Source organism: Brevundimonas sp. (assembly GCF_032055285.1).
Lineage (GTDB): Bacteria > Pseudomonadota > Alphaproteobacteria > Caulobacterales > Caulobacteraceae > Brevundimonas.
Genome location: NZ_DAMBRE010000004.1, coordinates 90528 through 115734 on the forward strand (window position 1 = coordinate 90528; position 25207 = coordinate 115734).

24 protein-coding genes and 2 tRNA genes are annotated in these 25207 nt (G+C 64.1%); 7 read left to right on the plus strand and 19 right to left on the minus strand.

Annotated features, from left to right (window positions below; all coding sequences use genetic code 11):
* Window positions 1-196: 196 nt before the first annotated feature.
* Window positions 197-952, minus strand: coding sequence for an MFS transporter (locus RTY13_RS10625; RefSeq protein ID WP_312783307.1), 756 nt, complete (start codon window positions 950-952; stop codon window positions 197-199).
* Window positions 953-1075: 123 nt separating this feature from the next.
* Between RTY13_RS10625 and RTY13_RS10630 the strand changes: the two genes are divergently transcribed.
* Complete coding sequence (locus RTY13_RS10630) at window positions 1076-2101, plus strand: helix-turn-helix transcriptional regulator (protein WP_312783309.1); 1026 nt, start codon at window positions 1076-1078, stop codon at window positions 2099-2101.
* A 2030-nt stretch (window positions 2102-4131) separates the two neighbouring features.
* Here RTY13_RS10630 and RTY13_RS10635 read toward each other — a convergent pair.
* Window positions 4132-4632, minus strand: coding sequence for a pyridoxamine 5'-phosphate oxidase family protein (locus tag RTY13_RS10635; RefSeq protein ID WP_312783311.1), 501 nt, complete (start codon window positions 4630-4632; stop codon window positions 4132-4134).
* A gap of 172 nt (window positions 4633-4804) precedes the next feature.
* Window positions 4805-4951: a hypothetical protein gene (locus tag RTY13_RS10640; RefSeq protein WP_312783313.1), complete on the minus strand. Its 147-nt coding sequence runs from the start codon at window positions 4949-4951 to the stop codon at window positions 4805-4807.
* A gap of 564 nt (window positions 4952-5515) precedes the next feature.
* Here RTY13_RS10640 and RTY13_RS10645 point away from each other — a divergent pair.
* Window positions 5516-5746, plus strand: coding sequence for a hypothetical protein (locus RTY13_RS10645; protein WP_312783315.1), 231 nt, complete (start codon window positions 5516-5518; stop codon window positions 5744-5746).
* A 224-nt stretch (window positions 5747-5970) separates the two neighbouring features.
* Here RTY13_RS10645 and RTY13_RS10650 read toward each other — a convergent pair.
* The 4 genes from RTY13_RS10650 to clpX all read right to left on the minus strand — a co-directional run bounded on the left by RTY13_RS10650 (window position 5971) and on the right by clpX (window position 10508).
* Window positions 5971-6047: transfer RNA gene (locus RTY13_RS10650), tRNA-Val, on the minus strand.
* A gap of 39 nt (window positions 6048-6086) precedes the next feature.
* Window positions 6087-6362, minus strand: a complete 276-nt coding sequence (locus RTY13_RS10655) for an HU family DNA-binding protein (RefSeq protein ID WP_312783316.1) — start codon at window positions 6360-6362, stop codon at window positions 6087-6089.
* 120 nt (window positions 6363-6482) lie between these two features.
* A complete protein-coding gene (gene lon / locus RTY13_RS10660) occupies window positions 6483-8882 on the minus strand; it encodes an endopeptidase La (RefSeq protein ID WP_312783317.1) in 2400 nt (799 codons plus the stop codon).
* A gap of 357 nt (window positions 8883-9239) precedes the next feature.
* A complete protein-coding gene (gene clpX, locus RTY13_RS10665; protein WP_312783318.1) occupies window positions 9240-10508 on the minus strand; it encodes an ATP-dependent Clp protease ATP-binding subunit ClpX in 1269 nt (422 codons plus the stop codon).
* A 192-nt stretch (window positions 10509-10700) separates the two neighbouring features.
* Here clpX and RTY13_RS10670 point away from each other — a divergent pair, with 192 nt between their 5' ends.
* Window positions 10701-11348, plus strand: coding sequence for an HAD-IB family hydrolase (locus RTY13_RS10670; protein WP_312783320.1), 648 nt, complete (start codon window positions 10701-10703; stop codon window positions 11346-11348).
* A 28-nt stretch (window positions 11349-11376) separates the two neighbouring features.
* On the opposite strand, the gene RTY13_RS10675 is transcribed toward RTY13_RS10670, so the two are convergent.
* From RTY13_RS10675 to tig, 5 genes are all read right to left on the minus strand, one after another.
* Complete coding sequence (locus tag RTY13_RS10675; RefSeq protein ID WP_312783321.1) at window positions 11377-11697, minus strand: hypothetical protein; 321 nt, start codon at window positions 11695-11697, stop codon at window positions 11377-11379.
* Window positions 11698-11736: 39 nt separating this feature from the next.
* A complete protein-coding gene (locus RTY13_RS10680) occupies window positions 11737-12273 on the minus strand; it encodes a cytochrome b (protein ID WP_312783323.1) in 537 nt (178 codons plus the stop codon).
* Between the two features lie 105 nt (window positions 12274-12378).
* Complete coding sequence (locus RTY13_RS10685; protein ID WP_312783325.1) at window positions 12379-13020, minus strand: ATP-dependent Clp protease proteolytic subunit; 642 nt, start codon at window positions 13018-13020, stop codon at window positions 12379-12381.
* A 116-nt stretch (window positions 13021-13136) separates the two neighbouring features.
* On the minus strand, window positions 13137-14030 hold the full coding sequence (locus RTY13_RS10690; protein WP_312783326.1) for a hypothetical protein: 894 nt from the start codon (window positions 14028-14030) through the stop codon (window positions 13137-13139).
* Window positions 14031-14259: 229 nt separating this feature from the next.
* Window positions 14260-15603 (minus strand): trigger factor, encoded by a 1344-nt coding sequence (tig, locus tag RTY13_RS10695; protein WP_312783327.1) that lies wholly within the window; start codon window positions 15601-15603, stop codon window positions 14260-14262.
* A 170-nt stretch (window positions 15604-15773) separates the two neighbouring features.
* Between tig and RTY13_RS10700 the strand changes: the two genes are divergently transcribed.
* Entirely contained in the window at window positions 15774-16475 is a 702-nt protein-coding gene (locus RTY13_RS10700) for an MBL fold metallo-hydrolase (protein ID WP_312783328.1), read from the plus strand.
* A 1-nt stretch (window position 16476) separates the two neighbouring features.
* On the opposite strand, the gene RTY13_RS10705 is transcribed toward RTY13_RS10700, so the two are convergent.
* Window positions 16477-16752 carry a hypothetical protein gene (locus RTY13_RS10705; protein ID WP_312783330.1) on the minus strand — a complete coding sequence of 92 codons (276 nt, stop codon included), beginning with the start codon at window positions 16750-16752 and terminating at the stop codon, window positions 16477-16479.
* 216 nt (window positions 16753-16968) lie between these two features.
* Here RTY13_RS10705 and RTY13_RS10710 point away from each other — a divergent pair, with 216 nt between their 5' ends.
* Window positions 16969-17196 (plus strand): general stress protein, encoded by a 228-nt coding sequence (locus RTY13_RS10710; RefSeq protein ID WP_312783332.1) that lies wholly within the window; start codon window positions 16969-16971, stop codon window positions 17194-17196.
* Window positions 17197-17267: 71 nt separating this feature from the next.
* Here the strand turns inward: RTY13_RS10710 and egtB are convergent, their stop codons facing one another.
* Entirely contained in the window at window positions 17268-19415 is a 2148-nt protein-coding gene (gene egtB / locus RTY13_RS10715) for an ergothioneine biosynthesis protein EgtB (protein ID WP_312783334.1), read from the minus strand.
* A gap of 174 nt (window positions 19416-19589) precedes the next feature.
* On the opposite strand from egtB, the gene RTY13_RS10720 reads away from it, so the two are divergent.
* Together RTY13_RS10720 and RTY13_RS10725 are read left to right on the plus strand one after the other, a co-directional pair.
* On the plus strand, window positions 19590-20195 hold the full coding sequence (locus RTY13_RS10720) for a sigma-70 family RNA polymerase sigma factor (RefSeq protein WP_312783336.1): 606 nt from the start codon (window positions 19590-19592) through the stop codon (window positions 20193-20195).
* Between the two features lie 60 nt (window positions 20196-20255).
* On the plus strand, window positions 20256-20492 hold the full coding sequence (locus RTY13_RS10725; protein WP_312783338.1) for a hypothetical protein: 237 nt from the start codon (window positions 20256-20258) through the stop codon (window positions 20490-20492).
* A gap of 52 nt (window positions 20493-20544) precedes the next feature.
* On the opposite strand, the gene RTY13_RS10730 is transcribed toward RTY13_RS10725, so the two are convergent.
* The 5 genes from RTY13_RS10730 to RTY13_RS10750 all read right to left on the minus strand — a co-directional run bounded on the left by RTY13_RS10730 (window position 20545) and on the right by RTY13_RS10750 (window position 25075).
* A complete protein-coding gene (locus RTY13_RS10730; protein ID WP_312783340.1) occupies window positions 20545-21753 on the minus strand; it encodes an acyl-CoA dehydrogenase family protein in 1209 nt (402 codons plus the stop codon).
* Window positions 21754-21858: 105 nt separating this feature from the next.
* Window positions 21859-22161 carry an SCP2 sterol-binding domain-containing protein gene (locus RTY13_RS10735; RefSeq protein WP_312783342.1) on the minus strand — a complete coding sequence of 101 codons (303 nt, stop codon included), beginning with the start codon at window positions 22159-22161 and terminating at the stop codon, window positions 21859-21861.
* 107 nt (window positions 22162-22268) lie between these two features.
* Window positions 22269-22946: a TorF family putative porin gene (locus RTY13_RS10740; RefSeq protein WP_312783344.1), complete on the minus strand. Its 678-nt coding sequence runs from the start codon at window positions 22944-22946 to the stop codon at window positions 22269-22271.
* A gap of 129 nt (window positions 22947-23075) precedes the next feature.
* The gene (locus RTY13_RS10745; RefSeq protein WP_312783346.1) at window positions 23076-24473 is read right to left on the minus strand and encodes an ammonium transporter; all 1398 of its coding nucleotides are present in this window, start codon (window positions 24471-24473) and stop codon (window positions 23076-23078) included.
* 510 nt (window positions 24474-24983) lie between these two features.
* Window positions 24984-25075, minus strand: a tRNA-Ser gene (locus RTY13_RS10750).
* Between the last annotated feature and the right edge of the window lie 132 nt (window positions 25076-25207).

The window sequence follows — 25207 nt, forward strand, 5'->3', positions numbered from 1 at the left end:
ATCCGCCGCAAAGCGGGAGTTTCGGGAGGAAGGCGGCCAGTTACGCCAAAGGGGGGCAATCACGAAGCCGGCCGCCTGCAGACTCCTCCCAAGGAGAGTGCAAAGACCTAACGTCCTTCTCCTCCCCTCAGGTCCCTATGTCTGGAAGACGACATAGCGCCCCCCCAGGCAGGGACGCCCACGCTCGCGCCCGATCCTAGCCCTGGCCCGCCGCCCCCAGCCTCTTCATGTCAGGAAGCAGGGCGGTGATCAGGCCGAGAAGCGGCAGTACGGCGCAGAGCTTGTAGACCCAGATAATGCCCTGGACGTCCGCAAGCAGGCCGAGGCCTGCCGCGCCGATGCCGCCTATGCCGAACATCAGACCAAACATTAGCCCCGACACCAGGCCGACGCGGCCTGGAACGAGCTCCTGCGCATAGACGACCAGGGCCGCGAAGGCGGAGGACATGATGAAGCCGATGGCGATCGAAAACACGGTCGTCCACCCGAGATCGACGTAGGGCAGCAGCAGGGCGAACCGTCCGCCCGAGGCGAGACGGGCCACCCGCGAGGCTTCCGGGTGGAAGGTAGCGGATCCCACCCCGATCACCGCCGAGGCGACAAGAAGCATGGCGAAGCTGCCGGCGGTCGCCAGCAAGCCGATCCCGATCAGGGTGACGAACATCCCGCAGGGCAGCAGATAGGGCTTGGGATGCTTGTCGGTATAAAAGCCGATCCAGGGCTGAAGCAGCGACGCCGTGAACTGATAGACCAGGGCGACAAGACCGATCTGGGTGAAGCTCAGGGCGAACTTCGTCTTCAACATCGGATAGATGGCCGGCAGGACAGCCTGAATGAGGTCGTTGAGGAGGTGGGCGAAGGCCACGGCGCCGACGATCCCGATCAGAAAACGCGGCGAGGTCGCCATATTGGGGACCGGTTGGGCGTCTGTCAGGTCTGTCGGAATGGTCATCGGCGCTCGATACAATCGGACCGACGCCCCGCGTCAGCCCCTTCATGGACCGCTATAGCAAGTTGACCTGCATCCCACTTCGATAGACGAGACATTCAGTTCTGAGTCTGGGACAATCCATCCATGGTGCTCCAACGCGATGACATGGACGAAGTCCCCAGAGCCGTCGTGGCTTTGGGCCGCCTATACCCGCCCGCCTTCGAGCTGGGCGAGCACCGCCATCGCCGGGCCCAGTTTCTCTACGCCGCCAGCGGCGTCATGGTGGTCAGCACGCCTCACGGAGCCTGGGTGGCGCCTCCGGAACGCGGCGTCTGGATACCTGGCGAGACGCCCCACGCCGTGAAGATGGTCGGTTCTGTGCAAACCCGCAGCGTCCTGATCGAGGCCGGCGAATGCGCCGCCCGATCCAGGACCTGCGAGGTCGTCGCCGTCTCGCCGCTGCTGCGCCAGCTTCTTCTGGAAGCCTTCGACCTACCCACCGAATACGACCTCGCGGGGCGCGACGGTCTCGTGATGAGCCTGCTGTTGAGCGAGATCGACAAGGCGCCTCCAGCGGGCTTCGCCGTCCCCTTCCCGTCTCACGCCGCCCTGGCCGAGCTCTGCCAGGCCTTTCTGAACAGGCCCCAGGCAAACGCCACCATCGACGGCTTCGCCGACCGCCTCGCCATGAATCGGCGCCGCTTCACGCGTCTGTTCCGACAGGAGACGGGCCTGAGCTTCGGAGAATGGAGGCAGAGGGCATGTCTGGCCGTCGCCTTGCCTCGGCTCGCGGCGGGCGAAGCCGTCACAACCATCGCGCTTGACCTCGGCTACGAGGGAGCCGGCAACTTCTCGACCATGTTCAAGCGCCAGGTGGGGGTCGCCCCGAGCCTCTATCTCCCCCATTCCGGCCCCAGTGTTCGGACCGGACATGCGGCCCCCCCGATCCCGAGCCCGTGGAAAGCTCGCCGAGGCGGACGCCTAGTTCAGCAGAGACGTCACGGCCGTCCGATCCGCAGGGCTCAAATCCATCCGGGATGCGGCGCTGAAGCTCCCTCGCGCCGCTTCAGTCTGTCCCGCCGCCGCCTGCGCCCGGCCCAGCGCCAGATGCAGCGCGCCCCAGGCGGGCGCCAGCCTTACAGCCTCGCGATATTTCCTGGCCGCCTCTGAAGGCTTGTTCTGCATCATCAGGGCGTCCCCCCAGAACTTGCGCGGCTCAGCCCAGTTTGGCCCCTTCTCGACTGCAAGCCGCGCCTGGAGGATGGCCCGAGCCGGATCGCGCCGCACCAGATAGGCCTCGGCCCAGTCGGCGTGCGGCGTGGGAAGAGAGGGCGTGATCCGCACGCTCTCGCGCAACCAGTGATCCGCCGCGCGTTCATCGCCGGCATAGGCCTCGACGAGTCCACGCGCGCGAACGCAGGGCGCGCAGTCCAGCTTGGTCGGTATGATCGCCGCCCGGGCTTCGTCGATCTGACCGAGCCGGGCGTGGGCCGCCGCCAAGACCGCGCGGTTGCCGGCGCTCAGATCGGCCTGGGCAGGGCCCCGCTGAAACGCGGAGCTCGCCGCAAGAACTCGGGCGACATGATCGCGCGCCGCCGCCCAGTCCCCGACCGACATCGCGAACTGCGACTGGTATTCGAACTCCGGTCCAAACTGCATCTGAAGCTTGGCCATGGCTTCCGGCGCCAACAGGCCATGCTCCTGCAGCACTCGTCGTGCGGCCGGCAGGTCATGGGCGGCCGCCGCGACCGGAGCGCTCGCCGTCCCCTGCGACCAGGGCGAGAGGCCAATGCCCTTCTCGGCGCGTTGGGACGCCTGACGCGTGTCGCCGACAATCCCCGCCCGGATCAGATGGGCCTGATTGAGCATGTCCTCCGCCCAACCCGACTGAAGCTCACGGCGAGCGTGGCCGGCGTGAGCCACAAAGTCCCCGAGGGTCGTATAGCCCTGCTCCTCGCGTCCGTCGGCGCCAAGGGACATCGCCAGGTTGAACATCGCCGGCGTGAATCTCGGGTTCAATCTCAACGCGGCCTGCAAATTGCGGTGCCGTTCCGCAGAGGTCTCCGCGAGATTGGACAGCCCGTAATAGCCCCACAGCCTCTCGTCCTCGTCCGAGCCGGCGACCAGAGCCTGAAACACCGCCTTGGCTTCGTCGTTGCGGTTCTGCTGCACCAGCCAGACCGCATAGCGAAACGGCTGGGTCTCGGCATAGATGGCCTCAGCGCCTTGCTGAAGCAGTGCATCCAGGTTCGCCTCGGCGCCCTCCCCCCTCGTGGCCGGATTCGTACCCACGCGCGTCGTCACCGCCAGCCGACCGTCAGTCAGCCGGAACACCTCGCCTGACAGCCGCGTCTGATCGCCCAGCCAGGCGCGCAGATAGCGACGAACTTCTCCGATCGACACGCCGGTGTTGGGGATTTCGATCTCGATGTCGCCGCCCCAATCATTGGCGTAGGTCGAGGCCGCCCGCGTGGATTCAGTCTGCGCCTGCATGCGGGAGAGCTTGTCGAGCATCTGGGCCGCCAACACCGGCCCGCTCAGCCCGCGCTCCACCAGATCGGGCGGTGCGGCGAACGGTTCGACCACCACCCCCTTGGCCTGCGAGGCGTCCCAGACCAGCAGGCATGCCCCCGCCAGGACGCAAACGCCAAGCGCCGTGATGATGAAGTCGCGCCACCGCTGGCGGCCCAGTTGCGCCGTCTGCGCCTCGATCAGTCGCTCATTCTTCTGCAGAACCCGCCGCGCCGGACTCTCGAGGTCTGGATCGTGACGCCCCGTTTCCAAAGCGATGTCGATGGGGTTTGTCGTTGGTGGAACACCTGCGACCGGCGCGTTCCGAAGTTCACCCGCCTTGCTGTCCCCGCCTCGTGCGACCTTCATGTCCATGCCCCCCGACATTCACAAATAACGTCACTATCGGAGCTATTGACTGACGTGTCGAGGAAGGCCCGTGTCGGCGCTCCCCTCAGCCTCAGCCTCAATCGTTTCGTCTAGCCACGTCAGGGGCGCACGTCCGGAGCAACACGCCGGATCGTATTGGAGAGATCATCGGCCATGCGCCGCCCAGGAACACAGGGAACGAAACGCCGCAACCGCCGAGGTCGGGGGAAGGCTTCTGCGGCGATCACGACGGATCAAGGATGCGGATCGCCGTGTCGTGCACCCGGCGATCTGCTCCTCTCGACCTATACGACGGTTTGTCAGCCCAGATTGACGTCCGCGACGCCGCCAGCATCAGGCGTGCTCTTGGTCAGGTTCGCCTTGAGGATCTGGTAGCCGAAGCCGAGCATGCCCGTGTCCGAAACCCAGACCCGACCGTCATCGCCATCAAAGCGTATGAGGGTCAGATGAGGATCGGCCTTTCCATCGGGATACCAGGCCGCAACGACCGGGTTCCAGAAGCGGTCTATGCGCTCGCGATCGAGATCGATCGCCAGCCTCCCGTGAATACAGGCCTGAAGCTTCTCGTCCTTGGCCTGGTAGCAGAACATTCCCATCTGACCGCCGGCGGCGACGTCTCGAGCGAAGTCCGTGTCGTTGCGTGTGAAGAACCAGATCGTCCCGGTTTCGGGCTCGCCAAATCCAGTCATCGGCTGGTGATGATACCCTGGTCGGTCGATCCCGAGCATGCCCGTATTGGACTGCTTGAGGCTTTTCCAAAACGCTGTCTCCGCCTCGGCTGGAGTCAGATGATCACTCATGAAACGTCTCCTTTTGTCAGCGATCAACCGATCGGCCGGAAACAGGTTCCTGAGCACATAAGGCGGCACAGCGGCCTCTACCCGGCGCTGCGGATACGCCATCAAACGCTTTCAAGGCACAGCCAAGGCGCAGATAAGATCGCGAGGTTCGACGATACACCTCGGCCTTACTTCAGGTGTCGTCCCCTGCGGACGCAGGCGCCCCGTCGTCGTCACCTTCATCGCGATTGGGCGTGACTGGCTTGCGCCTGCTCCGTCTTATGGCGACGACGGCGATAGCGGTGAACACAACACCAAGACCGAAGAGAACGAAGTTCATCGGTCGTCTCCATATCGAAACGGGAGTTGGATGAGCATCCTCCCCCTTTGCCAGTGAGTGGACTTGCGGGCCTGATCGGCAGGAATGCGGTCCGTCATAGGGGATTAGCGTCGATCGTCATCCTGACGTTCCGAAATGGCCGGATGGATACTCTTATGCGTCCCGGAGCCAGCGACGCCCCTTTGACGGGTGCGGTTCTCATCCCAACGCAACAATGCCTTGGGCGAGGACGCCAAGGCTCACCAGAGTGAAGATGGCGGTGGCGCAAATCATAAGGAGCAGCAGCTTGCATCCAGAACGCTTCATCGACACTCCTGGAGCATTGCGAATAGCGCAAACGGGTTGGGGAGAGGTCCTACCGCCGAGCCTGGAAACCGACCCCAACCTTCACAATGGCACTGGAACACGAAAGCGCAATCTGGCGACCAACATAGGTTAGGACGCACAAGCGTTCTTCAGTGTAGCCTCGGTGCATTGCGGGCCGTGATCATCCAGGCGTCTGCAACTGGAAGAGACCTGTGGCGCACGCCGCAAACTCCCGCCTTTTGGTCTGAGAGGATTGCCGTGGTCTACTTCTGTTTGATCGAAACTGGCGGCCCGACCGCCTCGCACCTCGAGGTCCTGGACGCCGAATGCGCCCAGGCCGCCACTAGCGAAGCCAAGCAACTAATGGCGCGGCACGCCAGCGCCGTCATGGTGCATGTGATCCACGGCGATGAAACCGTGGCCTCAATCCCTGCAGCAATCGCTGCGGCTGGGTTCGACGGGGCTGATGGATCAGGCTCGGGCGTCTAGTCGACGCTCCAACCACATCGTCTCCCGCCCATCATGCGAACTATCATCAAGCGGTGATCGCTGGGGGCCAAACAAGCCTCGAGCGGCCAGAACCCTTTCAGGACGTTTCAGCGAATTCCGCAGAAACTGCCCCCCTATTGCCCCCCTTGCCCCAAATTGATCCGGGTTCGGAGCATTTGGCATCGCCAAAGACCCAGCAACTCGCTGAATTTTATAGGAAAAAATGGTAGGCGGCGACGGGTTCGAACCGCCGACCCTCTCGGTGTAAACGAGATGCTCTGACCAGCTGAGCTAGCCGCCCTCATGACGCACGTCAGGCGGGCTTCATGCCCGTCTCGGCTCAACCGTTCAAGGCGCTTTTCAATCCTTCCCCAACCCGGAAACGCGCAGTGCGCGAAGCCGGGCGGGCGATGGCCTCCCCGGTCTGGGGGTTCCGGGCGGTTCCGGCCTTGCGTTCTATGGCGATGAAGCTGCCGAAACCGACCAGGCGCACGTCGCGGCCCTTGGTCAGAGAAGCGGTCACATTGTCGGTGAAGGCCTCCAGCGCCAGCCTGGCCTGATCGCGACTGATGCCTGCCGCCTCCGCCATGACGCCTATCAATTCAGTCTTGTTCATCGAGCCCCACTCCCCGGTATTTTCCCCAGGGCGCACTTAAGGCCTTCCTGACACGAACGTCAAAAGCAACGCGGCCCGGGTTTCCCCGAGCCGCGCGCTGTCGATCAGCTTGTCGTCGCCCTAGTGGCTGACGGCGGTGCCGTCCTGGGTCGGCTGGGCCTGCGGCGCGGGCAGCAGCGGCTCGGCCGCCTCGTCCCATTCCACTGGCGTCAGCGTGCCGGTCAGGGCCCACTTCAGCGCCTCGTCAGCGGTCGAGATCGGAATGATCTCCAGCGCCGACTTCACGTTGGCCGGCACATCCTCCAGGTCCTTCTCGTTCTCCTGAGGGATCAGCACGGTCTTCACGCCGGAGCGCAGGGCCGCCAGCAGCTTCTCCTTCAGGCCGCCGATGGCGGTGACCCGGCCGCGCAGGGTGATCTCGCCGGTCATGGCGATGTCCTTGCGGATCGGGATGCCGGTCAGGACCGAGACCATGGCCACCGTCATGGCGACGCCGGCCGAAGGGCCGTCCTTGGGCGTGGCGCCATCCGGCACGTGGACGTGGATATCGGTCTTCTCAAAGACCGGCGGCTTGACGCCGAAAGCTAGCGAACGGCTGCGGACATAAGAGGCGGCGGCGGAGATCGACTCCTTCATCACCTCTTTCAGGTTGCCGGTCACGGTCATACGCCCGCGGCCCGGCATCTTGATCGCCTCGATGGTCAGGATGTCGCCGCCGAACTCGGTCCAGGCCAGACCGGTGACGATACCGACCTGATCCTCGGCGTCCGTCTCGCCATAGCGGAATTTCCTGACGCCCGCATATTCAGCCAGCTTGGCCGCGTCCACGGTGATCGATACGGCCTTGGTCTTGGCCATCTCGCGCACGGCCTTGCGGGCCAGACCGCCTAGGGCGCGTTCCAGCGAACGCACGCCGGCTTCGCGGGTGTAGTAGCGGATCAGGTCGCGGATCGTCTCTTCCGGGACGATCAGCTCGCCTTCCTTCAGGCCGTGGTCCTTGAGCTGCTTGGGCAGGACGTGACGCTTGGCGATCTCGACCTTCTCGTCCTCGGTGTAGCCGCTGACCCGGATGATCTCCATCCGGTCCATCAGGGGCTGAGGCATGTTCAGGCTGTTGGCCGTGGTCACGAACATGACCTGAGACAGGTCGTAATCGACCTCCAGGTAGTGATCGCCGAAGGTCGAGTTCTGGGCCGGGTCCAGCACTTCCAGCAGGGCCGAGGACGGATCCCCGCGCCAGTCGGCGCCCAGCTTGTCGATCTCGTCCAGCAGGACGAAGGCGTTGGTCGTCTTCGCCTTCTTCATCGACTGGATGATCTTGCCGGGCATTGAGCCGATGTAGGTCCGGCGGTGACCGCGGATCTCGCTTTCGTCGCGCACGCCGCCCAGGGACATACGGACGTATTCACGCCCGGTCGCCTTGGCGATGGACTGGGCCAGCGAGGTCTTGCCGACGCCGGGAGGTCCCACCAGGCACAGGATCGGGCCCTTCAGGCTGCCAGTGCGCGCCTGGACGGCCAGATACTCGATGATCCGTTCCTTGACCTTCTCAAGGCCGTAGTGGTCCTCCTCGAGAATGTCCTCGGCCTTCTGCAGGTCGATGGGTTTGGTCTTGGCCTTGCCCCACGGCACGGACAGCAGCCAGTCGAGGTAGTTGCGCACCACGGTCGATTCCGCCGACATCGGCGACATGTTGCGCAGCTTCTTCAGCTCCGCCTCGGCCTTGGCGCGCGCTTCCTTGGACAGCTTGGTCTTGCGGATACGCTTTTCGAGTTCCAGCAGCTCGTCGCGCGTGTCGTCCGTCTCACCCAGCTCGCGCTGAATCGCCTTCATCTGCTCGTTCAGATAATACTCGCGCTGGGTCTTCTCCATCTGGCGCTTCACGCGCGAGCGAATCTTCTTCTCGACCTGCAGGACGCTGATCTCGCCCTCCATCAGGCCATAGACCTTCTCCAGACGCGCCGGCACCTCGATGGTTTCCAGCAGGCCCTGCTTGTCGGCGATCTTCACCGACAGGTGAGCGGCCACGCTGTCGGCCAGCTTGGACGGGTCGCTGATCTGGGGGATGGAGCTGAGGGCCTCGGGCGGGACCTTCTTGTTCAGCTTCACATAGTTTTCGAACTGCTCGATCACCGCGCGCAGCAGGGCTTCGCTCTGTGAGGCGTCGCCCTCTTCATCGGCGATTTCGACGGCCTCGGCCTCATAGTAGTCTTCGCGGTCGGTGAAGCGCGTCAGGCGCGCGCGGCCCTTGCCTTCGACCAGCACCTTCACGGTGCCATCGGGCAGCTTCAGCAGCTGCAACACGGTCGCTAGGACGCCGGTCTGATAGATGGCGTCCGCCGCCGGGTCGTCGTCGACGGAGTTCTTCTGGGTGGCGAGCAGTATCTGCTTGTCGCCCTTCATGATCTCGTCCAGCGCCCGCACGGACTTCTCGCGTCCTACGAACAGCGGCACGACCATGTGCGGAAAGACGACGATGTCTCTCAGCGGCAGGACGGGGAGGATTTTGCTCTCGGTCATGATGCGTACTTTCCAGGGCCTTCGTGGATCTCCGGCCCACTGAGCCGACCCGTCTCGGCGCGAATGCGTCAACGTCTCGACTCAGCCCGCCATTATCGGCGGCTTTCGTATGAGTATGTGGCGCTGCGAACGCCGTGTTCAAGCGTAGCGGACGCAAGGCCCACAGAAGCGTGAAACTGTGGTGACGCTGGACAGGCCGTCCGATCTCGAGATCGAAGCCGGTCGGATCGTGCTTTCGCGGCGCCGTGTCGGCTATTTATCGCCGTCGCCCCCCTGTGGCGCCGTTTCATCAGGGGACGAAGCGAAAGGGGCGGCCCGTCGCCGGACCGCCCCCTGCGTCTGTGACGGGCGTCAGCCTCAGGCGGCGCCGTCGGCCTTCTTCTTGGAGGCTTCCGAGTAGATCAGCAGCGGCTGGGCGCGGCCTTCGATCACCTCGGCGTTGACCACGACTTCCTCGACGCCCTCGTAGGTGGGCAGTTCGAACATGGTCTCCAGCAGCACGCCCTCCAGGATGGAGCGCAGGCCGCGGGCGCCGGTCTTGCGGGTGATCGCCTTCTTGGCCACCGCCGACAGGGCGTCGTCGGTGAAGGTCAGCGTCACGTTCTCCATCTCGAACAGGCGCTTGTACTGCTTGACCAGGGCGTTCTTCGGCTCGGTAAGGATCTTGATCAGCGCCGTCTCGTCCAGGTCCTCCAGCGTCGCCAGGACCGGCAGACGGCCGATGAACTCGGGGATCAGGCCGAAGCGCATCAGGTCGTCCGGCTCGACCTGCTTGAGGATTTCGCCGGTGCGACGCTCGTCGATCTCCTTGACCTTGGCGCCGAAGCCGATCGAGGCCCCCTCGCCGCGCGCCGAGATCACCTTTTCAAGGCCGGCGAAAGCGCCGCCGACGATGAACAGGATGTTGGCGGTGTCAACCTGCAGGAACTCCTGCTGCGGATGCTTGCGCCCGCCCTGCGGCGGCACGGAGGCGACGGTGCCTTCCATGATCTTGAGCAGGGCCTGCTGCACGCCTTCGCCCGACACGTCGCGGGTGATCGAGGGGTTGTCCGACTTGCGCGAGATCTTGTCGATTTCGTCGATGTAGACGATGCCGCGCTGGGCCCGCTCGACGTTGTAGTCCGACGCCTGAAGCAGCTTCAGGATGATGTTCTCGACATCCTCGCCCACATAACCGGCTTCGGTCAGGGTGGTGGCGTCGGCCATGGTGAACGGCACGTCGATAATGCGCGCCAGCGTCTGGGCCAGCAGCGTCTTGCCCGAGCCGGTCGGCCCGATCAGCATGATGTTCGACTTGGCCAGCTCGACGTCGTTGTTCTTCGTCGCGTGGTTGAGGCGCTTGTAGTGGTTGTGAACGGCGACGCTCAACACCTTCTTGGCGTGGCTCTGGCCGATCACGTAGTCGTCCAGGACGTCGCGAATCTCCTTCGGAGTCGGAACGCCGTCCTTGGTCGTCTTGAAGGCGATCTTGTGCTCTTCGCGGATGATATCCATGCACAGTTCGACGCATTCATCGCAGATGAAGACGGTCGGTCCCGCAATCAGCTTGCGGACTTCGTGCTGGCTCTTGCCGCAGAACGAGCAATAGAGCGTGCTTTTGGCGTCTGTGCCGGCGGCTTTGGTCATAGACCCTTCTCACTCCCGCGATCCGGCCCGACATGGGACGAAAGGCGCTTACCTCGTCATTGATCCGTGAATCTATGCACGAAGGTCTTCAAAAAAAGACAATCACCCATCACACGTTCCGCCACAACCCTGTTGCGACACGACAAAGCGCGAACAGGGACGGACAGGACAGTTTCTATGGGGATCACGGCAATGTCTGACATGGGCGCCGCACAATCGTTTCGCCAGTCCCCCGCCGAGGACCGCCCGATCGTCGCCTTCGACTTCGACGGCACCCTGACGATTCGCGACAGCTTCACCGCCTTCCTCCGCTGGCGGGCCGGCCCGGCGGGCTGGGCGATGGGTCTGGCGAAGATGGCGCCGGCCCTGGTCGCCTACATCGGCGACCGCGACCGGGGCCGGATCAAGGCCGCCTCGGTGCGTGAATTCCTGCTGGGCGTGGAGCGCGCCACGCTGGAGGCCGAAGCAGAGCGTTACGCTGATCAGGTCTGGGACCGGTTCATGCGCCCCGACGCCCTCGCCTGCTGGAAAGCCTGGGGCGACAAGGGCGCGCATCGCGTCATCGTCACCGCCTCGCCCGAGACGACCGTCGCCCCCTTCGCCCGCCGCCTGGGGGCCGAGGGCCTTTTGGGCACGCAACTGGTGTTCGACGCCCAGGACCGCGTGACTGGCGCCTTCGCGGGCGAGAACTGTCGGGGCGAAGAGAAGGTGCGGCGCCTGCGCGCCGCCTATGGCGACGACATGACCTTGGCCGCCGCCTACGGCGACACCTCGGGCGACACCGAGATGATCGCCATCGCTGAGGAAAAGGGCTTCCGCGTCTTCACCGGCCGCCCCTGAGCGGAGCGCTGACGCACAGCGCCGGCGGTCAGTGGCCGTCGGCGTCCACGTCGAAGACCATGGGCTTGCCGCGCGAGGTGGGATTCCACCCCGCCTCCATCGACGAAATCACGGCGTTGCGAACGGCGTCGACGTTGACCCGCTGCTTCTCGACATCCGGCCGGCCATTGGGACGCAGCGGCGGCGGGAACTGGATAATGGCTTCGCGCTTGAAGCCGACCAGGCACAGGGTGACGGCCATGCCCTCCCATTGCCCGCCCGACTTGGGTTGCGGCTGACGGCGGATCTCCCACTCGTAGATGTCGCCGTCGACTTCGACCGTGCCTTTGGAATCGCGCGTGTACTGCATGCAGGCCTGATAGCATGGATCCGGCGAAGGAGAGCCTCATTAGCCCAGCATGCGCCGGGCCGTGTCGTCCTTCCAGATGAAACGATGGACCAGAACCATCAGGACATGCCCGCCGATCGCCGCCAGCAGCAACCAGGCCAGCAGGCCATGGAAGGCGTCTGCTGGCGCGGTCATCCACGCCACCTCCGATCCGCCGCCCGTGATAAAGGGCAGACCGAAGAAGGTCATCGACTTCCCGGAACCATATTGGCGCAACAAGGCCGAGGCAGGCACCACCAGCATCATGGCGTACAGCGCCAGATGCCCTCCCCTGGCGGCCAGTCCCCAGAATCCGCCGCCGTGAGCGGGCCGCGCCTTCATGTTGTAGAGGCCCCAGATCGCTCGAACGATCAGAAGCGCGAGCAGCACGGTCCCCACGCTCTTGTGCGTGCCCACCCAGAAGGCGGTGATGGGCGCCTTGCCGACCGCCAGCTTGATCCCCATGCCCGCAAACTGCCAGGCCATCAGGCCCGCCATGCTCCAGTGCAGCAGGCGCGTCACCAGACCGTATCTGAACCCGTCGTCTCGCATGGCCATGCCTGAATGCTCCTTGTTGGCGACAAGTGCTCAAACATGATTCGAGGCGGCGTCCGTCGCAGGGCGCCGCCTCGCAAATTGTCGCAGCCGAAGCGGCGCTAAGGTTTAGGGTGCCTTCACACCGTCGTCGTCGGCCTGGGTGCGCTTGTCATAGACGTGGTCGACGATGCCCCAAGCCTTGGCTTCCTCGGCGGTCATGAAGTGGTCGCGGTCCAGGGTCCGCTCGACTTCCTCATAGGTCCGTCCGGTGTGGTGGACATAGATCTCGTTCAGGCGGCGCTTGGTGGCGATGATGTCCTCGGCGTGGCGCTCGATGTCCGAGGCCGTGCCGCGGAAGCCGCCCGAGGGCTGGTGCACCATGACCCGTGCATTCGGCAGGGCGATGCGCTGACCCGCCTCACCGGCCGTCAGGATCAGCGAGCCGGCCGAGGCGGCCATGCCCATGACCACGGTCGAGACCGGCGACTTGATGTATTGCATGGTGTCGTAGATCGCGAGCGCCGAGGTCACCTGCCCGCCGGGGCTGTTGATGTACATGCTGATTTCCTTCTTCGGGTTTTCCGATTCCAGGAACAGCAGCTGGGCGCAGATCAGCGAGGCCATGCCGTCCTCGAACGGGCCGGTCAGGAAGATGATCCGCTCGCGCAGCAGGCGCGAAAAGATGTCAAACGACCGTTCGCCGCGGCTGGATTGCTCCACCACCATCGGCACCAGGTTGTTGGAGATGTAGTCAATCGGATCGCGCATGAATGCCTTTTTCGTATTCTGCCGGCGCGACTCGCTGCCGCCGCCCTAGCCCGCAAGATATCATCACCCGAGCCGCGCGGCGCAAGATCAAGCCGAGCGGAGTTTCCGCGACACGATCAATCCTCTGTCTCGGGCGCCCCCGCTGCGCGCTTCCGCTCACGCGCCATCAGGCCACGGACCTCGCCGGTTTGCTGAATTGCAGAGCCCTGATTCAGCTCAGCGGCGTACAAGGCCTTGAGATAGACCATGTCCCAATCGGTCAGCCCTTCAACGGAGCTTGAATGGGAGAATAGGCCCAATACGGAATCATACCCGCTGGTGTCCGCATCTGGATCGACCTGAGAAAAGGCCACCATGGCGGCATAATCCGCGATCTGGCGGAAATTCATCCCGTCCGTCTTGGCCACGTCGAGAATGATGATCACTCGGTTGAGGTCGTTTCTGATCGTTGTCCGCAGACGGCCAGAGGTGGTCCGTTCAATCCGGATCGGCTCATCATCGCCCGGCATCCGGACCGCACGCGTGCCGGTCTGTGCGTCTACAGGTACGCTGATATGCCACCAACGCACGGGTGCGTCCCCGCTCTGAAATGCTTCAAGAGCCGCACGACTGCGGTTCATACCCGAACCTCCGGGCCAGAAGACCCTGGGACGCGCCTCGACCAGCCCCCGCGCCATGCCCGCTCCGTCTGCAGAGCCGATGATCAGGATATTCGGTCTACAGCCGGGTTCACCAATCTCCAGGCCCACTTCCAGCGCAACTTGGGAAACGCGATCAACGACATACTGCGCGGCCTCACCACGGATGTTAGCCACCCCAACACAAATGCTGTCTCGCCAACGCGCTGGCCCGCGTCCGCTGGGGGCTGCAATGACCTCGTCGATAAAACCGCTGACCCGCTGATCGATGCGACGCCCTTGAACGACGATATCGCTCAGCTCAGTCGCCGACTGATCGCTCTCAACCTGGCGCCCTTGGTCTGCCGTTTGCGACAGCAGAGCCAGACCCATTATTCCAGCAGCAAGCCATGCCATCCTTCACCCCTCCAAGTTTCATCGATTTTTGAAAATCCCGCAGATTAGGGTCGCAGTATGGCCGACCGGCCAGGGGACATTAAGCCTTTGTCATGAGCCAGAACGTCTCCCCGCGCGACTTTCACGCCGCTAGTCTTGAACGAAAGAGGGGCGGTTCCTGCGGAACCGCCCCTCTCGAAGTCACTGAGCTATGGACGAAGAGAGCTTAGCCCTCGTCTTCTTCCTTCAGCAGCTCTTCTTTCGAGATCGGCTTGTCAGTGACGTCGGCGACGCCGACGATCAGGTCGACGACCTTCTCTTCATAGATGGGCGCGCGCAGCTGGGCGGCGGCGTTGGGGTTTTGGCGATAGAAGTCCAGAACCATCTTTTCCTGGCCCGGGTAGTTCCGGGCTTCGGCCATGATGGCGCCCGACAGTTCCTGGTCCGTCACGCCGACATTGTTGGCGCGGCCGATTTCGGCCAGCACCAGACCCAGGCGCACGCGGCGCTCGGCGATCTTCTTATACTCGGCCTTCAGTTCGTCTTCCGACTTCTTGGCGTCGTCTTCCGGCAGACGGCCGGCGTCCTTGTCAGCCGACACCTGGGCCCAGATGCCTTCAAACTCGGCTTCCACCATCTTCGGCGGCAGGGCGAAGTCGTGGGCTTCGTCCAGCTGGTCCAGCAGGGCGCGCTTCAGCTTGAAGCGGGCGGCGCCGGCGTACTGCTGGTCCAGGTTGGCCTTCAGCAGCTCTTTCAGCTTGTCCAGCGACTCCAGGCCGATGCGGGTGGCGAACTCGTCGTCGATCTTGGCTTCGGCTTCAGCCTTGATGGCCTTGACCTTGACGTCGAACGTGGCGGCTTTGCCGGCCAGGTTCTTGGCCTGATATTCCTCGGGGAAGGTGACCTCGATGGTCTTCTCTTCGCCGACCTTGGCGCCCTTGAGCTGCTCTTCGAAGCCCGGGATGAAACGGTTGGAGCCGATCACCAGGTCGGCGTCCTCGGCCGAACCGCCTTCGAACACTTCACCGTCCAGCTTGCCGACGAAGTCGATGGTCAGTTGGTCGCCTTCGGCGGCCTTGACGGTCTTGCCCTTCTTGTCCTCATAGGACTTGGCCTGCGAGGCCAGTTCCTTCAGGGCTTCGTCCAGGTCCTCGTCCGAAGCGGTATAGGTCGGGCGCTCCAGCTTCAGGGTCTTGGGATCGACCGGCGTGAAGTCAGGCATGACTTCCAGCGACATTTCGTAGGCCAGGTCTTCCTGACCGGCGATGACCTTGTCCATGTCCGAGACCAGCTTCATCTCGGCCGGGGCGGCCGGACGGATCTTGGCGTCGTCCAGGGCCTTCTGGCTGGTTTCGTTCAGCGAGGCGTTGATGATTTCGCCCATGAAGTCACGGCCGAAGGTCTTCTTGACGTGGGCGGCCGGCACCTTGCCCGGACGGAAGCCCTTGAGCTTCATCTGGGGCGCGACTTCCTTGATGCGCGCTTCAAGCTTTTCGTTCAGCTCGGCTACCGGAATGGTCACCGCGATCACGCGGCTGAGGCCTTCGTTCGACTTTTCGACGACTTGCATGGTCGGGATTCTGACGCTCTGTGGCGACGCCGAACGGCGCGCGCGGTGGATAAAGCAATAGGGCCGCCCTTTTGGAGCGGCGCCTCGAAGCCCGCTCTTATGTCGAGAAGGGGCCGAAAGGTCAACGCGCGCGGGTTCCTTTGCCGGCATCCCCTCGCTATCTGGGGACCATGAGCCAGCCCGCCTCCCCCATCGGCGTCTTCATCACGCCCGTCACGCCGCTGCAGCAGAACTGCACTACCGTCTGGTGTACGAAGACGAACAAGGCCGCCGTCATTGATCCAGGCGGCTCGGCCGATGCGATTCTGGGTGAGATCGCACGGCGCGGCCTGACGCTGGAGGCCATCTGGATCACACACGGCCACCTCGACCACGCTGGCGGCGCTGCGGACATGCAGGAAAAGACCGGCGTGGACATCATCGGCCCCCAGGCCGAAGACCAGTTCTGGATAGACCTGATTCCCACCCAGGGCCAGAAGTACGGCCTGCCCGACGCCCGCATCTTCACCCCGACGCGGTTTCTGGTCGACGGCGAAACGCTGACGCTGGGCGAGACGACCTGGGAGGTTGTCCACTGCCCTGGCCACACGCCGGGCCACGTCGTCTTCTTCAACCGTGAGGCCCGCTTCGCTCAGGTCGGCGATGTCCTATTCCAGGGCTCGATCGGCCGCACGGATTTCCCGCGCAGCGACCACAGCGCCTTGCTGCACGCCATCACGCAAAAGCTGTGGCCGCTGGGCGACGACGTGACCTTCGTGCCCGGCCATGGCCCGCATTCGACGTTCGGGGCCGAACGACGTACCAACCCGTTCGTATCGGACCAGGCGATGTCGCGTGCGCCCATTGTTCGCCCGGCGACCGGCCCCTCCTGATTTATCGCGCGGCCAGCAGGCCGATGATAACACCGATCCCAAGCGCATAGAGTGACGCCCGCAGGGGCTCGTCACGGATCGCGTCACGCGCCCTTTTGACGCGCCGGTCGGCCCAGGCCCGCGCCTCCGCCGCGTCTTCGCGAACGGCCTCATGGATCGGGCGCGGCGAGGCGTTCCTGGCGATGATGGCGTCAGCCGCCTCTTCCAGCCGTCGGGTCGCGGTCGAGGCGCCGTTGATGATCTCTTCCGGCAATGGGGATGTGCGGGGTTCCGCCATGAGGGATCTCTCCGGGTGATAGGGGGTCGTTTTTCAACCCGCCGGTCCAAAGCTGGTTCCTGATCAAACCGCCCTTCAAGCCGATGGCGGCCCCTGGTGATTTCCGCTCCACGACTGACCGTCCACAGAACAAGGAAATCGTTCTTGTTCGGAACCGCATCGACGGCGCCGGGTTCTTTCCGGCAAGCGCCACCGTCTTTGAAAGGAACAGCCGACATGGCCGAAGGTCAGCCCACCCGCGGGTCGGGTGTTTCCAAACGAGGATTCGCCTCGATGGACCCCGAACGCCAACGCGAGATCGCCCGCAAGGGCGGGGCCAGCGTTCCCAGCGAGAAGCGCAGCTTCTCTCAGGATCGCAGCCTAGCCGCCCAGGCCGGCCGCAAGGGCGGCGAGGCCTCGCACGGCTCGCGCAGCAAGGATAGCGACGCCCCGCCCAAGGGCTGAGTCATTCCTCTGACATATCAAGGCGGCGCAGCCTCTCGGCGCGCCGCTTTTTTGCTGCGTCGCTGCCGGGATCAGGCGGCCAGCAGCGCCAGCCCCACGGTCGGGTCCGGCCCGACCGCGAACACCTCGAGCCGCCAGCCTGACGCATCGGCCAACGCCCTCACTGACGCCTCTTCGAACTTGCGCGAGCTTTCGGTGTGGATGGTCTCGCCCTCGGCGAAGCGGAAGGCCAGCTTGCCCAGATGCACCGTCATCGGCCGTTTCGCCTTCAGATGCATCTCGATCCGCGAGTGCTCGGCGTTCCACAGCGCGACATGAGAGAATGCGTCGGGCTCGAAATCCATGCCCAGTTCGCGATTGGCGCGGACCAGCAGGTTGCGGTTGAACGCCGCCGTCACGCCCTGGGCGTCGTCATAGGCGGCGACCAACACCTCTGGCGACTTCACCAGATCGACGCCGAGGACGAACAGGCTCCCCTCGCCCAGCACCTGCCGCGCCGAGCGCAACAGGGCCACCGCCGCCTCGGGCGTCAGATTGCCGATGGTCGAGCCGGGAAAGAAACCGATCCGCCGCCCCGGCCCTGCCTCGGTCGGCGGCGGCGCCAGATGCTCGAAGTCCCCCAGCACCGGCAGGACTTTCAGTCCCGGATAGTCGGCACGGATGCGCTCCGCCGCCTCATTCAGCGCCGTGGGGCTGATATCGATGGGGGCGTAGGCGGCCAGGTCAGGCACTGCATCCAGCACGATGCGCGTCTTCTCGCTAGCTCCTGATCCCAGTTCGACCAGGACCGCGTTCGCCCCGAACCGGCCAGCCCATTCCGGCGCGACCCGGCGCAGGAGCGCCGCCTCCTGCCGGGTAGGATAATATTCCGGCAGACAGGTGATCGCCTCAAACAGGCGGGACCCCTCGGCGTCATAGAACCACTTGGGCGGCAGAGCCTTCGAGCGTCGCGACAGGCCGTCGATCATGTCCTGACGAAAGGCGTCGTGAGCGCCCGCTTCCTTGATCTTCGACCCGTCCGCCGCCAGCCTGACCCCGGCGAACATCCAGCGCTGATGTGGATAGTAGAAGTTGCGATAGCTGGGCCGCGCATGGCCTTCGGGCGTGGCGAACGCCCCCCCGCGCAGAACCATCTGATTGGCCATGAACTTGCCGTTGTACTCCGCCGCCGTCCCCGCAGTCGGACGGAACCCCGGATAGGGACCATAGGCGCTGGCCGTCCACTGCCAGACTTCGCCAACCAGATTGGAGAAGGCCGCCGGATCGAACCTCGCCGCATGCTCCCATTCAGCCTCGGTCGGCAGCCGCCGCCCCGACCACCGAGCAAAAGCGTCAGCCTCATAGAAGCTGACATGACGCACCGGCGCTGCTGGATCGACGGGACGCCGCCCACAAAGGGACATGGCGCTCCATCCCGCTGTTTCCTCGCGCCAGTAGAGAGGCGCAGTCCAGCCCTCGGCCTTCACCGTGGCCCAGCCGTCCGACAGCCAGAACTCGGCCCTCCTGTATCCGCCGTCGTCAATGAACTCGATCCAGTCCGCATTGGTGACGAGATCGGCCGCCACCGAAAAGGGTTCCAGCCAGACCCTGTGTTCCGGGCGCTCGTTGTCGAACGCGAAACCGCCGTCGCCTGCGCCAATTTCCACCAATCCGCCCTCGAACGCCGCCCACCCGCCCCGGCGCGGCCGGAGCGCATCCGCGCGCGGCTCGACCTCATAGGCTACGGGATCAAACGGCGAGCGCGACATCAGGTTCAGCACGTCCATCAGAAACAACTCCTGATGCTGCTGTTCGTGGTTCAGGCCCAGCTCGAACAGATAGCGGTCCAGATCGTCGTCCAGCCCTTCGGCCAACCGCATCTCCATGCGGCGGTCGATCTCGTCGCGATAGGCCAGGACCTGATCCAGAGACGGCCGCGTCATCAGCCCCCGGTCGGCTCGGCCCACACGTGCGCCCAAGGCCTCATAGTAGGAATTGAACAGTGGGTTCAGGCGCTCATCAACAGGAACATAATCCGGTCGTCGCGCCAGGATCATCGTCTCGAAAAACCAGCTGGAATGGCCCAGATGCCACTTACCCGGGCTCGCTTCGGGCATGGACTGGAGCGCCAGATCTTCCGAGGTCAGTTCGGCGGCGATGCGCCGCATATGCGACCTTACCCGCCGATAGACCGCTACGTCTTGTTCCACGATCCGGGACGCCCTGAGAGGGTGGCTCATTCGCTCGATGCTCGCTGAAAGCTGATCCATCCGCTCGTTTGAATGCGGCCTGACGCATGCCGGTTCCGTCGCCCAAAGCGAGGTCGCCGTACGGAACAGTCGCGCAGAGCCCGCGTTTCGGCCACGCACCTTCCACTGTTGGATCGCGCAGCCTGGCTCTAGGATTCCCGTAGCATGCCCCATGTTCGCGTGCCTGACGGGCCGCAGGACAATGGCCCGAGCTATGCTCCTTCGCGCCGCCCCGTCGGCATCGTCAAGCCGGCCGACTGGCGCTATGCGATCACCGGTCTCCTACCCGCCCTGCGCGCCTTCGCCTTCACCCTGTCGCGGAACTCGGCGGACGCGGACGACCTGGTGCAGGAGACCCTGACCAAAGCCTGGGCGCACCGGGCGCGGTTCGAGCCGGGCAGCAATCTGCGCGCCTGGCTTTTCACCATCCTGAGGAACAGCTGGTATACGGGCGCCGCCAAGCGGCGCCGCGAGGTGCCCGACGAGGAAGGTCGCTACGCCGCCAGCCTGACCGCCGAAGCCAGTCAGGAATGGACCGCCGAATTGACCTCCCTCCAGGCTGCGCTCAACGCCCTACCGCCCGAGCACCGCGAGGCTATCGTCATGGTGGGTGCGGCCGGCCTGTCCTATCAGGAAGCGGCCGATATCTCAGGCTGCGCGGTCGGAACGATCAAGAGTCGAGTCAACCGCGCACGCCATCGTCTGGCCCTATTGCTGGAGACGGAACCCTCTGTTGAAGCTGACCAAAATGTAATCCATGGGGACAGCTAGGCAGGAGGAACGACCCCTCGTTTTCTCGGTTCCCTTCCTCAGAAACAGGGAGAGTCGACCATGATGAACCCCATCGGAAACGAAGTCCGAAACCCGTCCGACCAAGAAGCGCTGTCGCCTGCCCAGGCAGACCCACCACAAGTCAAGAAGACCGGTTTCGCCCATTGGATCAGTCAGCACTTCGGCGCAGAGCCGCCCCATCGCCACAGCGAAAACTTCTTCATCAGCGATGTAACTGAAGGCGGCATTGGCTCGCATCACCGCCATCAGGTGTTCCGGCCCGACAAGCGGCAGTAGGAGCACCCGGCGACGATTGAAAGGGCTGCGACGCTTGCCGCAGCCCTGCCTTTTAACGACGAAGACCGCCGTGCTTGGCGTATTCCAGACGCGCTATGGTGCGATTGTGCACCTCGTCCGGGCCATCGGCGATGCGCAACGTCCGAACCGTAGCGTAAAGCTCGGCCAGAGGGGTGTCGCCTGACACGCCCGCCCCGCCAAAGGCCTGGATGGCGTCGTCGATCACCTGCAGCGCCATGCGCGGCGCGGCGACCTTGATCTGGGCGATCTCGGACTTGGCGTTCTTGGCGCCGACCTCGTCCATCATCCAGGCGGCCTTCAGCACCAGAAGGCGGCACATATCGATATTGGTGCGGGCCTCGGCCACGCGCTGCTCCCACACCGAATGCTCGGCCAGACTTTTGCGGAAGGCGGTGCGCGTCAGCAGCCGCTCGACCATCAGTTCCAGCGCCCGCTCGGCGGCTCCGATGACCCGCATGCAGTGGTGGATGCGCCCTGGACCAAGCCGCCCCTGGGCGATCTCGAAGCCCCGCCCCTCTCCGGCGATCAGATTTTCAACCGGAACGCGGACATTTTCCAGCACCACCTCGGCGTGACCGATCGGCGCTTCGTCATAGCCGAAGACCGACAGCATCCGCTCGACGCGGAAGCCGGGCGTGTCGGTCGGGACGATGATCTGGCTCTGTTGCTGGTGGGTCGCCGCTTCAGGGTCGGTCTTGCCCATAACGATGGTCACGGCGACATTGGGATGCGCCATATTGGTCGACCACCACTTGCGGCCGTTGACCACATAGTGGTCGCCGTCGCGGACGATGCTGGTTTGGATATTGGTGGCGTCCGACGAGGCCACCTCGGGCTCGGTCATCAAGAAGGCCGAACGGATCTCGCCCGCCATCAGCGGCTTCAGCCAGCGCGCCTGCTGCGCGGCGTCGCCGTACATGTGCAGGACTTCCATGTTGCCGGTGTCGGGCGCGTTGCAGTTGAACACCTCGGCCGACCACAGCCGACGGCCCATCAGCTCAGCCAGGGGCGCGTATTCCAGATTGGTCAAGCCCGCCCCGTGCTCGCCCGGCAGGAACATGTTCCACAGCCCCGCCTCGCGCGCCTTGGCCTTCAACGCCTCCATCACCGGAGCCTGGACCTTGGGATTGGCGTGAACCTGTGCGCGGTATTCAGCCTCGGCCGGAACGACGTGCTCGTCGATGAAGCGCGACAGGCGCTCGCGCCACATCAGGCCGCGTTCGGAGGGAGCGAAGTCCATGGTCGTGTCCTCAAGTCCTTAACCGCGCTTCTGCGAGCGCCGATAGCAAAACGGCGCGGCCCCTGTGGAGCCGCGCCGTCCTTGTTCTGGTGCCTCAGAAACGCATCAGCGCTTCAGCAGCGGCGCCAGTTTCTGAGCGATCATCATGTCGCCGGCGATCTTCAGCTTACCCTGCATGAAGGCCATCATCGGATCCAGCTTGCCTTCCGACAGGGCCACGAAGTCATCCCACTTCATCGAGACGGTGGCGTCGGCGGGCTTGTCTTCGTTCGTCACCGAGTTCGGCACGGACGCGCCGTCGATGAAGATCTTGCCGACATCGCCAAGGTCCAGCTTGACGGTCTTGCCGAGGCCCGAGTTGTCGCCGACGGCGCCGCGGATGTGTTCAGTGACGGTGGTCAGGTCCATGTGCGTCTCTCCCAAGAGCAAGATTGAGGCGCAGGCGTAGCCCGCCTCAGCGGCGGCGCCAAGATCACGCAAGGGAAGGCGTGGATCGCCCTCCCTCGCCAGAAGCCTCAGAAGCCGACACCAAGCGTGGCCACAAGACGGTCTTCACTCAGATCACCGTCCACATCCGTGTCCCAATAGCGCAGATCCAGCGAGATCTTGTCAGTGACGCCGAATTTCACACCGACATTCCAGGTGGAATAGTCGTCGCCAACATCCAAGTACTGCTTGCCGTAGGCTCCGGTCAGATTGACGTTGTCGCGCAGGGCGTAGCCCAGGTTGCCTTCGACATAGCTCGTCTGTTCGTCCGCACCGAAAAAGTCTGGCGAATAGTAGACCACCGCGCCTGCCGTCAGGGGACCGAAGCCGCGAGACACCGCCGCCTTGAACTCCACATTGTCATAATCGGCGCCGTTGGGCGCGCCGATGTAGTGGTAGGCGATGACGCCCACATTGAAGTCAAAACCGCCGCTCGATACGGCCACGCCTCCATAGATATCCAGTTCGCCGTCCGTGTCGTCGCCGAAATCGACCTGGGACGCCCAGGCGCCGGCATAGAATATCCCAGCGGTCAGGTCCGCCCCGCCCTGCAAGGCCGGGCTGGTGTCGGTCTGGCTGAAGCCTCGGAACACGTAGTCGCTGGTGACACCGATGTTGAAAGCCACTTCAGGCTCGGCCTGAGCGTTCGCCGCGCCAGCCCCCATGGTCAGCGCCAGAAGTGAAACGCAAGCAAGTGCAACTCTCATGACATATCCCCTCAAAGTCTGATTGTTTTTTGTTACGCCTACTCATCCGGTCGCTGGTGGAGCGCGACCGGGCCTCGATTGGCGGGAAGTGGGACGCGGCAGGGAGGCGCCGCGTCCCGCCCCCTCGCCTCAGACGCCGTCCAGCACTTCGCCGTGCAGGTGGGCGTCCAGGCCTTCCGTCTCCTGCTCGTCGGTGACGCGCAGGCCCGTCGTGTATTTGCAGATCAGCAGGATGATCAGCGTGCCGACCGCGCTCCACAGGATGGTCCAGACCAGACCCAGGGCCTGAGCCCCGATATTGGCCCCTTCCGACAGGCTGTTGATCGCCGTCGAGGCGAAGACGCCCGTCAGCAGAGCGCCGACCAGACCGCCCGCGCCGTGCAGGCCGAAGGCGTCCAGGCTGTCGTCATACTTGAGCAGCTTCTTGAGCCAGACCGACGAGACATAGCAGGCCGGACCGGCGATGAGGCCGATGATGACCGCGCCCTTGGGATCGACGAAGCCCGCCGCCGGGGTGATGGCGACCAGACCCGCGACCACGCCCGACAGGACGCCGATCAGCGACCACTTCTTCTTGTAGACGACCTCGACGAACTTCCAGGCCAACGAGGCCGCTGCCGCCGCCAGCAGGGTGTTGATCAGGGCCGCGCCCATCAGACCGTTGGCCGCGCCTGCCGAGCCGGCGTTGAAACCGATCCAGCCGACCAGCAGCAGCGAGGCGCCGATCATGGTCAGAACCGGGTTGTGCGCCGTGATGGGCTCGACGCCGTAGCCCTTCCTCGGCCCGAGGAACAGGGCGCAGACCAGACCCGCGACGCCCGAGTTGACGTGAACCACCGCGCCGCCGGCGAAGTCCAGCACGCCCTGCGCGCCAAGGAAGCCGCCGCCCCAGACCCAGTGGGCGATCGGCGCATAGACCACCAGCGACCAGAGGGCGGTGAACAGCAGCATGCCCGAGTACTTCAGCCGTTCGGCGAAAGCCCCGGTGATCAGCGCCGGGGTGATGATGGCGAAGGTCAGCTGGAACGACACCCAGAGGAACTCAGGAATGCCCGGCAGCAGGCTGTGCGCCGTGTCCACCGTCACTCCGTTCAGGAACAGGGCGTCCAGACTGCCGATGTACTGATTGACCCCGGCGTCGCCGTTCGTGCCGAAGGCGATGGTGTAGCCGGCGATGAACCAGGTCAGAGAAACCACGGCGAAGGCGGCGACCGACTGGGTGATCGTCGCGATCACGTTTTTGCGGCGCACCATGCCGCCGTAGAAGAGCGCCAGACCCGGCAGGGTCATCAGCAGGACCAGGGCGGTGGAGGTCCCCAGCCAGGCCGTGCCTGCGGCGTCCAGCTCCAGCGGAACCTGATGTGAAAACAGCGCCGGAGCAGGCTCCGACGCTGTTACAGCGGCACTGGCGACATTGGCGATGGCGGCGGCGTCGGGCGCTGCGAGCGCCGCACCGACCGCGAATAGCCCCCCGGTAAGACAAAGCAGGGCGAGAAGCCCCGGTAAGCTGTTTTTGAACTGCGTCATGCGCGTATCCCCTCATGCGTTTCGCAGTTGCGAACTGTTCATCGCACTCGCGAGATCGACAAGAGGGAAAATGCAGCTCCCTGAGAATTTTTAACTCAGCAGTCGCAGTCAAGCGATGAAAAATTAGAATAGATTTTCACAATTACCGCCTCAAGGAACAATCAGCCCCCTGAATACGCGCACAACTGCGACAAAGAGACCCACGATTTTTGAGTTTACAGCCTTTTACGTCCGCCGCTTCAAGGTTGGCCTAGCATGGCCGGAATCACCCAGTTCGAGGCAGCGCCATCAAACCCCAGCTTTCCCAGGAAGAGGCTCACCTGAATCGCCTCTGGCTCGACGCCTTCGGCCAACCCATGCCCCTGATCGGCGCCCCCGACATAGCGCGCCTCATTCTTCGTCAGCACGGCGTCCCGAGCAGCGCATTCAGACAGGCGTCGATGGACAAGCCCAGAGTCGTCGCAACCCAAACGGCGTCAACGACGCATCATCAATAATGAGAGGGGGGGCTGGCGGAGACGGAGGGATTCGAACCCTCGGTACCCCTTACAGGGTACGACGATTTAGCAAACCGTTGCCTTCAGCCACTCGGCCACGTCTCCAGCAGGCCGGGTGGATAGCGGGTCCTTCGTCACTGCGCAACGGGGGTGATCGGAAATCTATCCCGTTAACGGGGGATAGACGTGAGACATGCAAAGACATAGCCATCTGAAACGCTTCAGGATCTGAATTTT

What these genes read in the sequence shown, in the direction of transcription:
- egtB (WP_312783334.1), bottom strand. Translation starts at nt 19,415, where the DNA reads ATGAGCCACCCTCTCAGGGCGTCCCGGATCGTGGAACAAGACGTAGCG.
- RTY13_RS10655 (WP_312783316.1), bottom strand. Translation starts at nt 6,362, where the DNA reads ATGAACAAGACTGAATTGATAGGCGTCATGGCGGAGGCGGCAGGCATC.
- RTY13_RS10725 (WP_312783338.1), top strand. Translation starts at nt 20,256, where the DNA reads ATGATGAACCCCATCGGAAACGAAGTCCGAAACCCGTCCGACCAAGAA.
- lon (WP_312783317.1), bottom strand. Translation starts at nt 8,882, where the DNA reads ATGACCGAGAGCAAAATCCTCCCCGTCCTGCCGCTGAGAGACATCGTC.
- RTY13_RS10745 (WP_312783346.1), bottom strand. Translation starts at nt 24,473, where the DNA reads ATGACGCAGTTCAAAAACAGCTTACCGGGGCTTCTCGCCCTGCTTTGT.
- RTY13_RS10720 (WP_312783336.1), top strand. Translation starts at nt 19,590, where the DNA reads ATGCCCCATGTTCGCGTGCCTGACGGGCCGCAGGACAATGGCCCGAGC.
- RTY13_RS10625 (WP_312783307.1), bottom strand. Translation starts at nt 952, where the DNA reads ATGACCATTCCGACAGACCTGACAGACGCCCAACCGGTCCCCAATATG.
- RTY13_RS10670 (WP_312783320.1), top strand. Translation starts at nt 10,701, where the DNA reads ATGTCTGACATGGGCGCCGCACAATCGTTTCGCCAGTCCCCCGCCGAG.
- clpX (WP_312783318.1), bottom strand. Translation starts at nt 10,508, where the DNA reads ATGACCAAAGCCGCCGGCACAGACGCCAAAAGCACGCTCTATTGCTCG.
- RTY13_RS10730 (WP_312783340.1), bottom strand. Translation starts at nt 21,753, where the DNA reads ATGGACTTCGCTCCCTCCGAACGCGGCCTGATGTGGCGCGAGCGCCTG.
- RTY13_RS10735 (WP_312783342.1), bottom strand. Translation starts at nt 22,161, where the DNA reads ATGGACCTGACCACCGTCACTGAACACATCCGCGGCGCCGTCGGCGAC.
- RTY13_RS10685 (WP_312783325.1), bottom strand. Translation starts at nt 13,020, where the DNA reads ATGCGCGATCCGATTGACTACATCTCCAACAACCTGGTGCCGATGGTG.
- RTY13_RS10635 (WP_312783311.1), bottom strand. Translation starts at nt 4,632, where the DNA reads ATGAGTGATCATCTGACTCCAGCCGAGGCGGAGACAGCGTTTTGGAAA.
- RTY13_RS10740 (WP_312783344.1), bottom strand. Translation starts at nt 22,946, where the DNA reads ATGAGAGTTGCACTTGCTTGCGTTTCACTTCTGGCGCTGACCATGGGG.
- RTY13_RS10675 (WP_312783321.1), bottom strand. Translation starts at nt 11,697, where the DNA reads ATGCAGTACACGCGCGATTCCAAAGGCACGGTCGAAGTCGACGGCGAC.
- tig (WP_312783327.1), bottom strand. Translation starts at nt 15,603, where the DNA reads ATGCAAGTCGTCGAAAAGTCGAACGAAGGCCTCAGCCGCGTGATCGCG.
- RTY13_RS10640 (WP_312783313.1), bottom strand. Translation starts at nt 4,951, where the DNA reads ATGAACTTCGTTCTCTTCGGTCTTGGTGTTGTGTTCACCGCTATCGCC.
- RTY13_RS10700 (WP_312783328.1), top strand. Translation starts at nt 15,774, where the DNA reads ATGAGCCAGCCCGCCTCCCCCATCGGCGTCTTCATCACGCCCGTCACG.
- RTY13_RS10630 (WP_312783309.1), top strand. Translation starts at nt 1,076, where the DNA reads ATGGTGCTCCAACGCGATGACATGGACGAAGTCCCCAGAGCCGTCGTG.
- RTY13_RS10705 (WP_312783330.1), bottom strand. Translation starts at nt 16,752, where the DNA reads ATGGCGGAACCCCGCACATCCCCATTGCCGGAAGAGATCATCAACGGC.
- RTY13_RS10710 (WP_312783332.1), top strand. Translation starts at nt 16,969, where the DNA reads ATGGCCGAAGGTCAGCCCACCCGCGGGTCGGGTGTTTCCAAACGAGGA.
- RTY13_RS10680 (WP_312783323.1), bottom strand. Translation starts at nt 12,273, where the DNA reads ATGGCCATGCGAGACGACGGGTTCAGATACGGTCTGGTGACGCGCCTG.
- RTY13_RS10690 (WP_312783326.1), bottom strand. Translation starts at nt 14,030, where the DNA reads ATGGGTCTGGCTCTGCTGTCGCAAACGGCAGACCAAGGGCGCCAGGTT.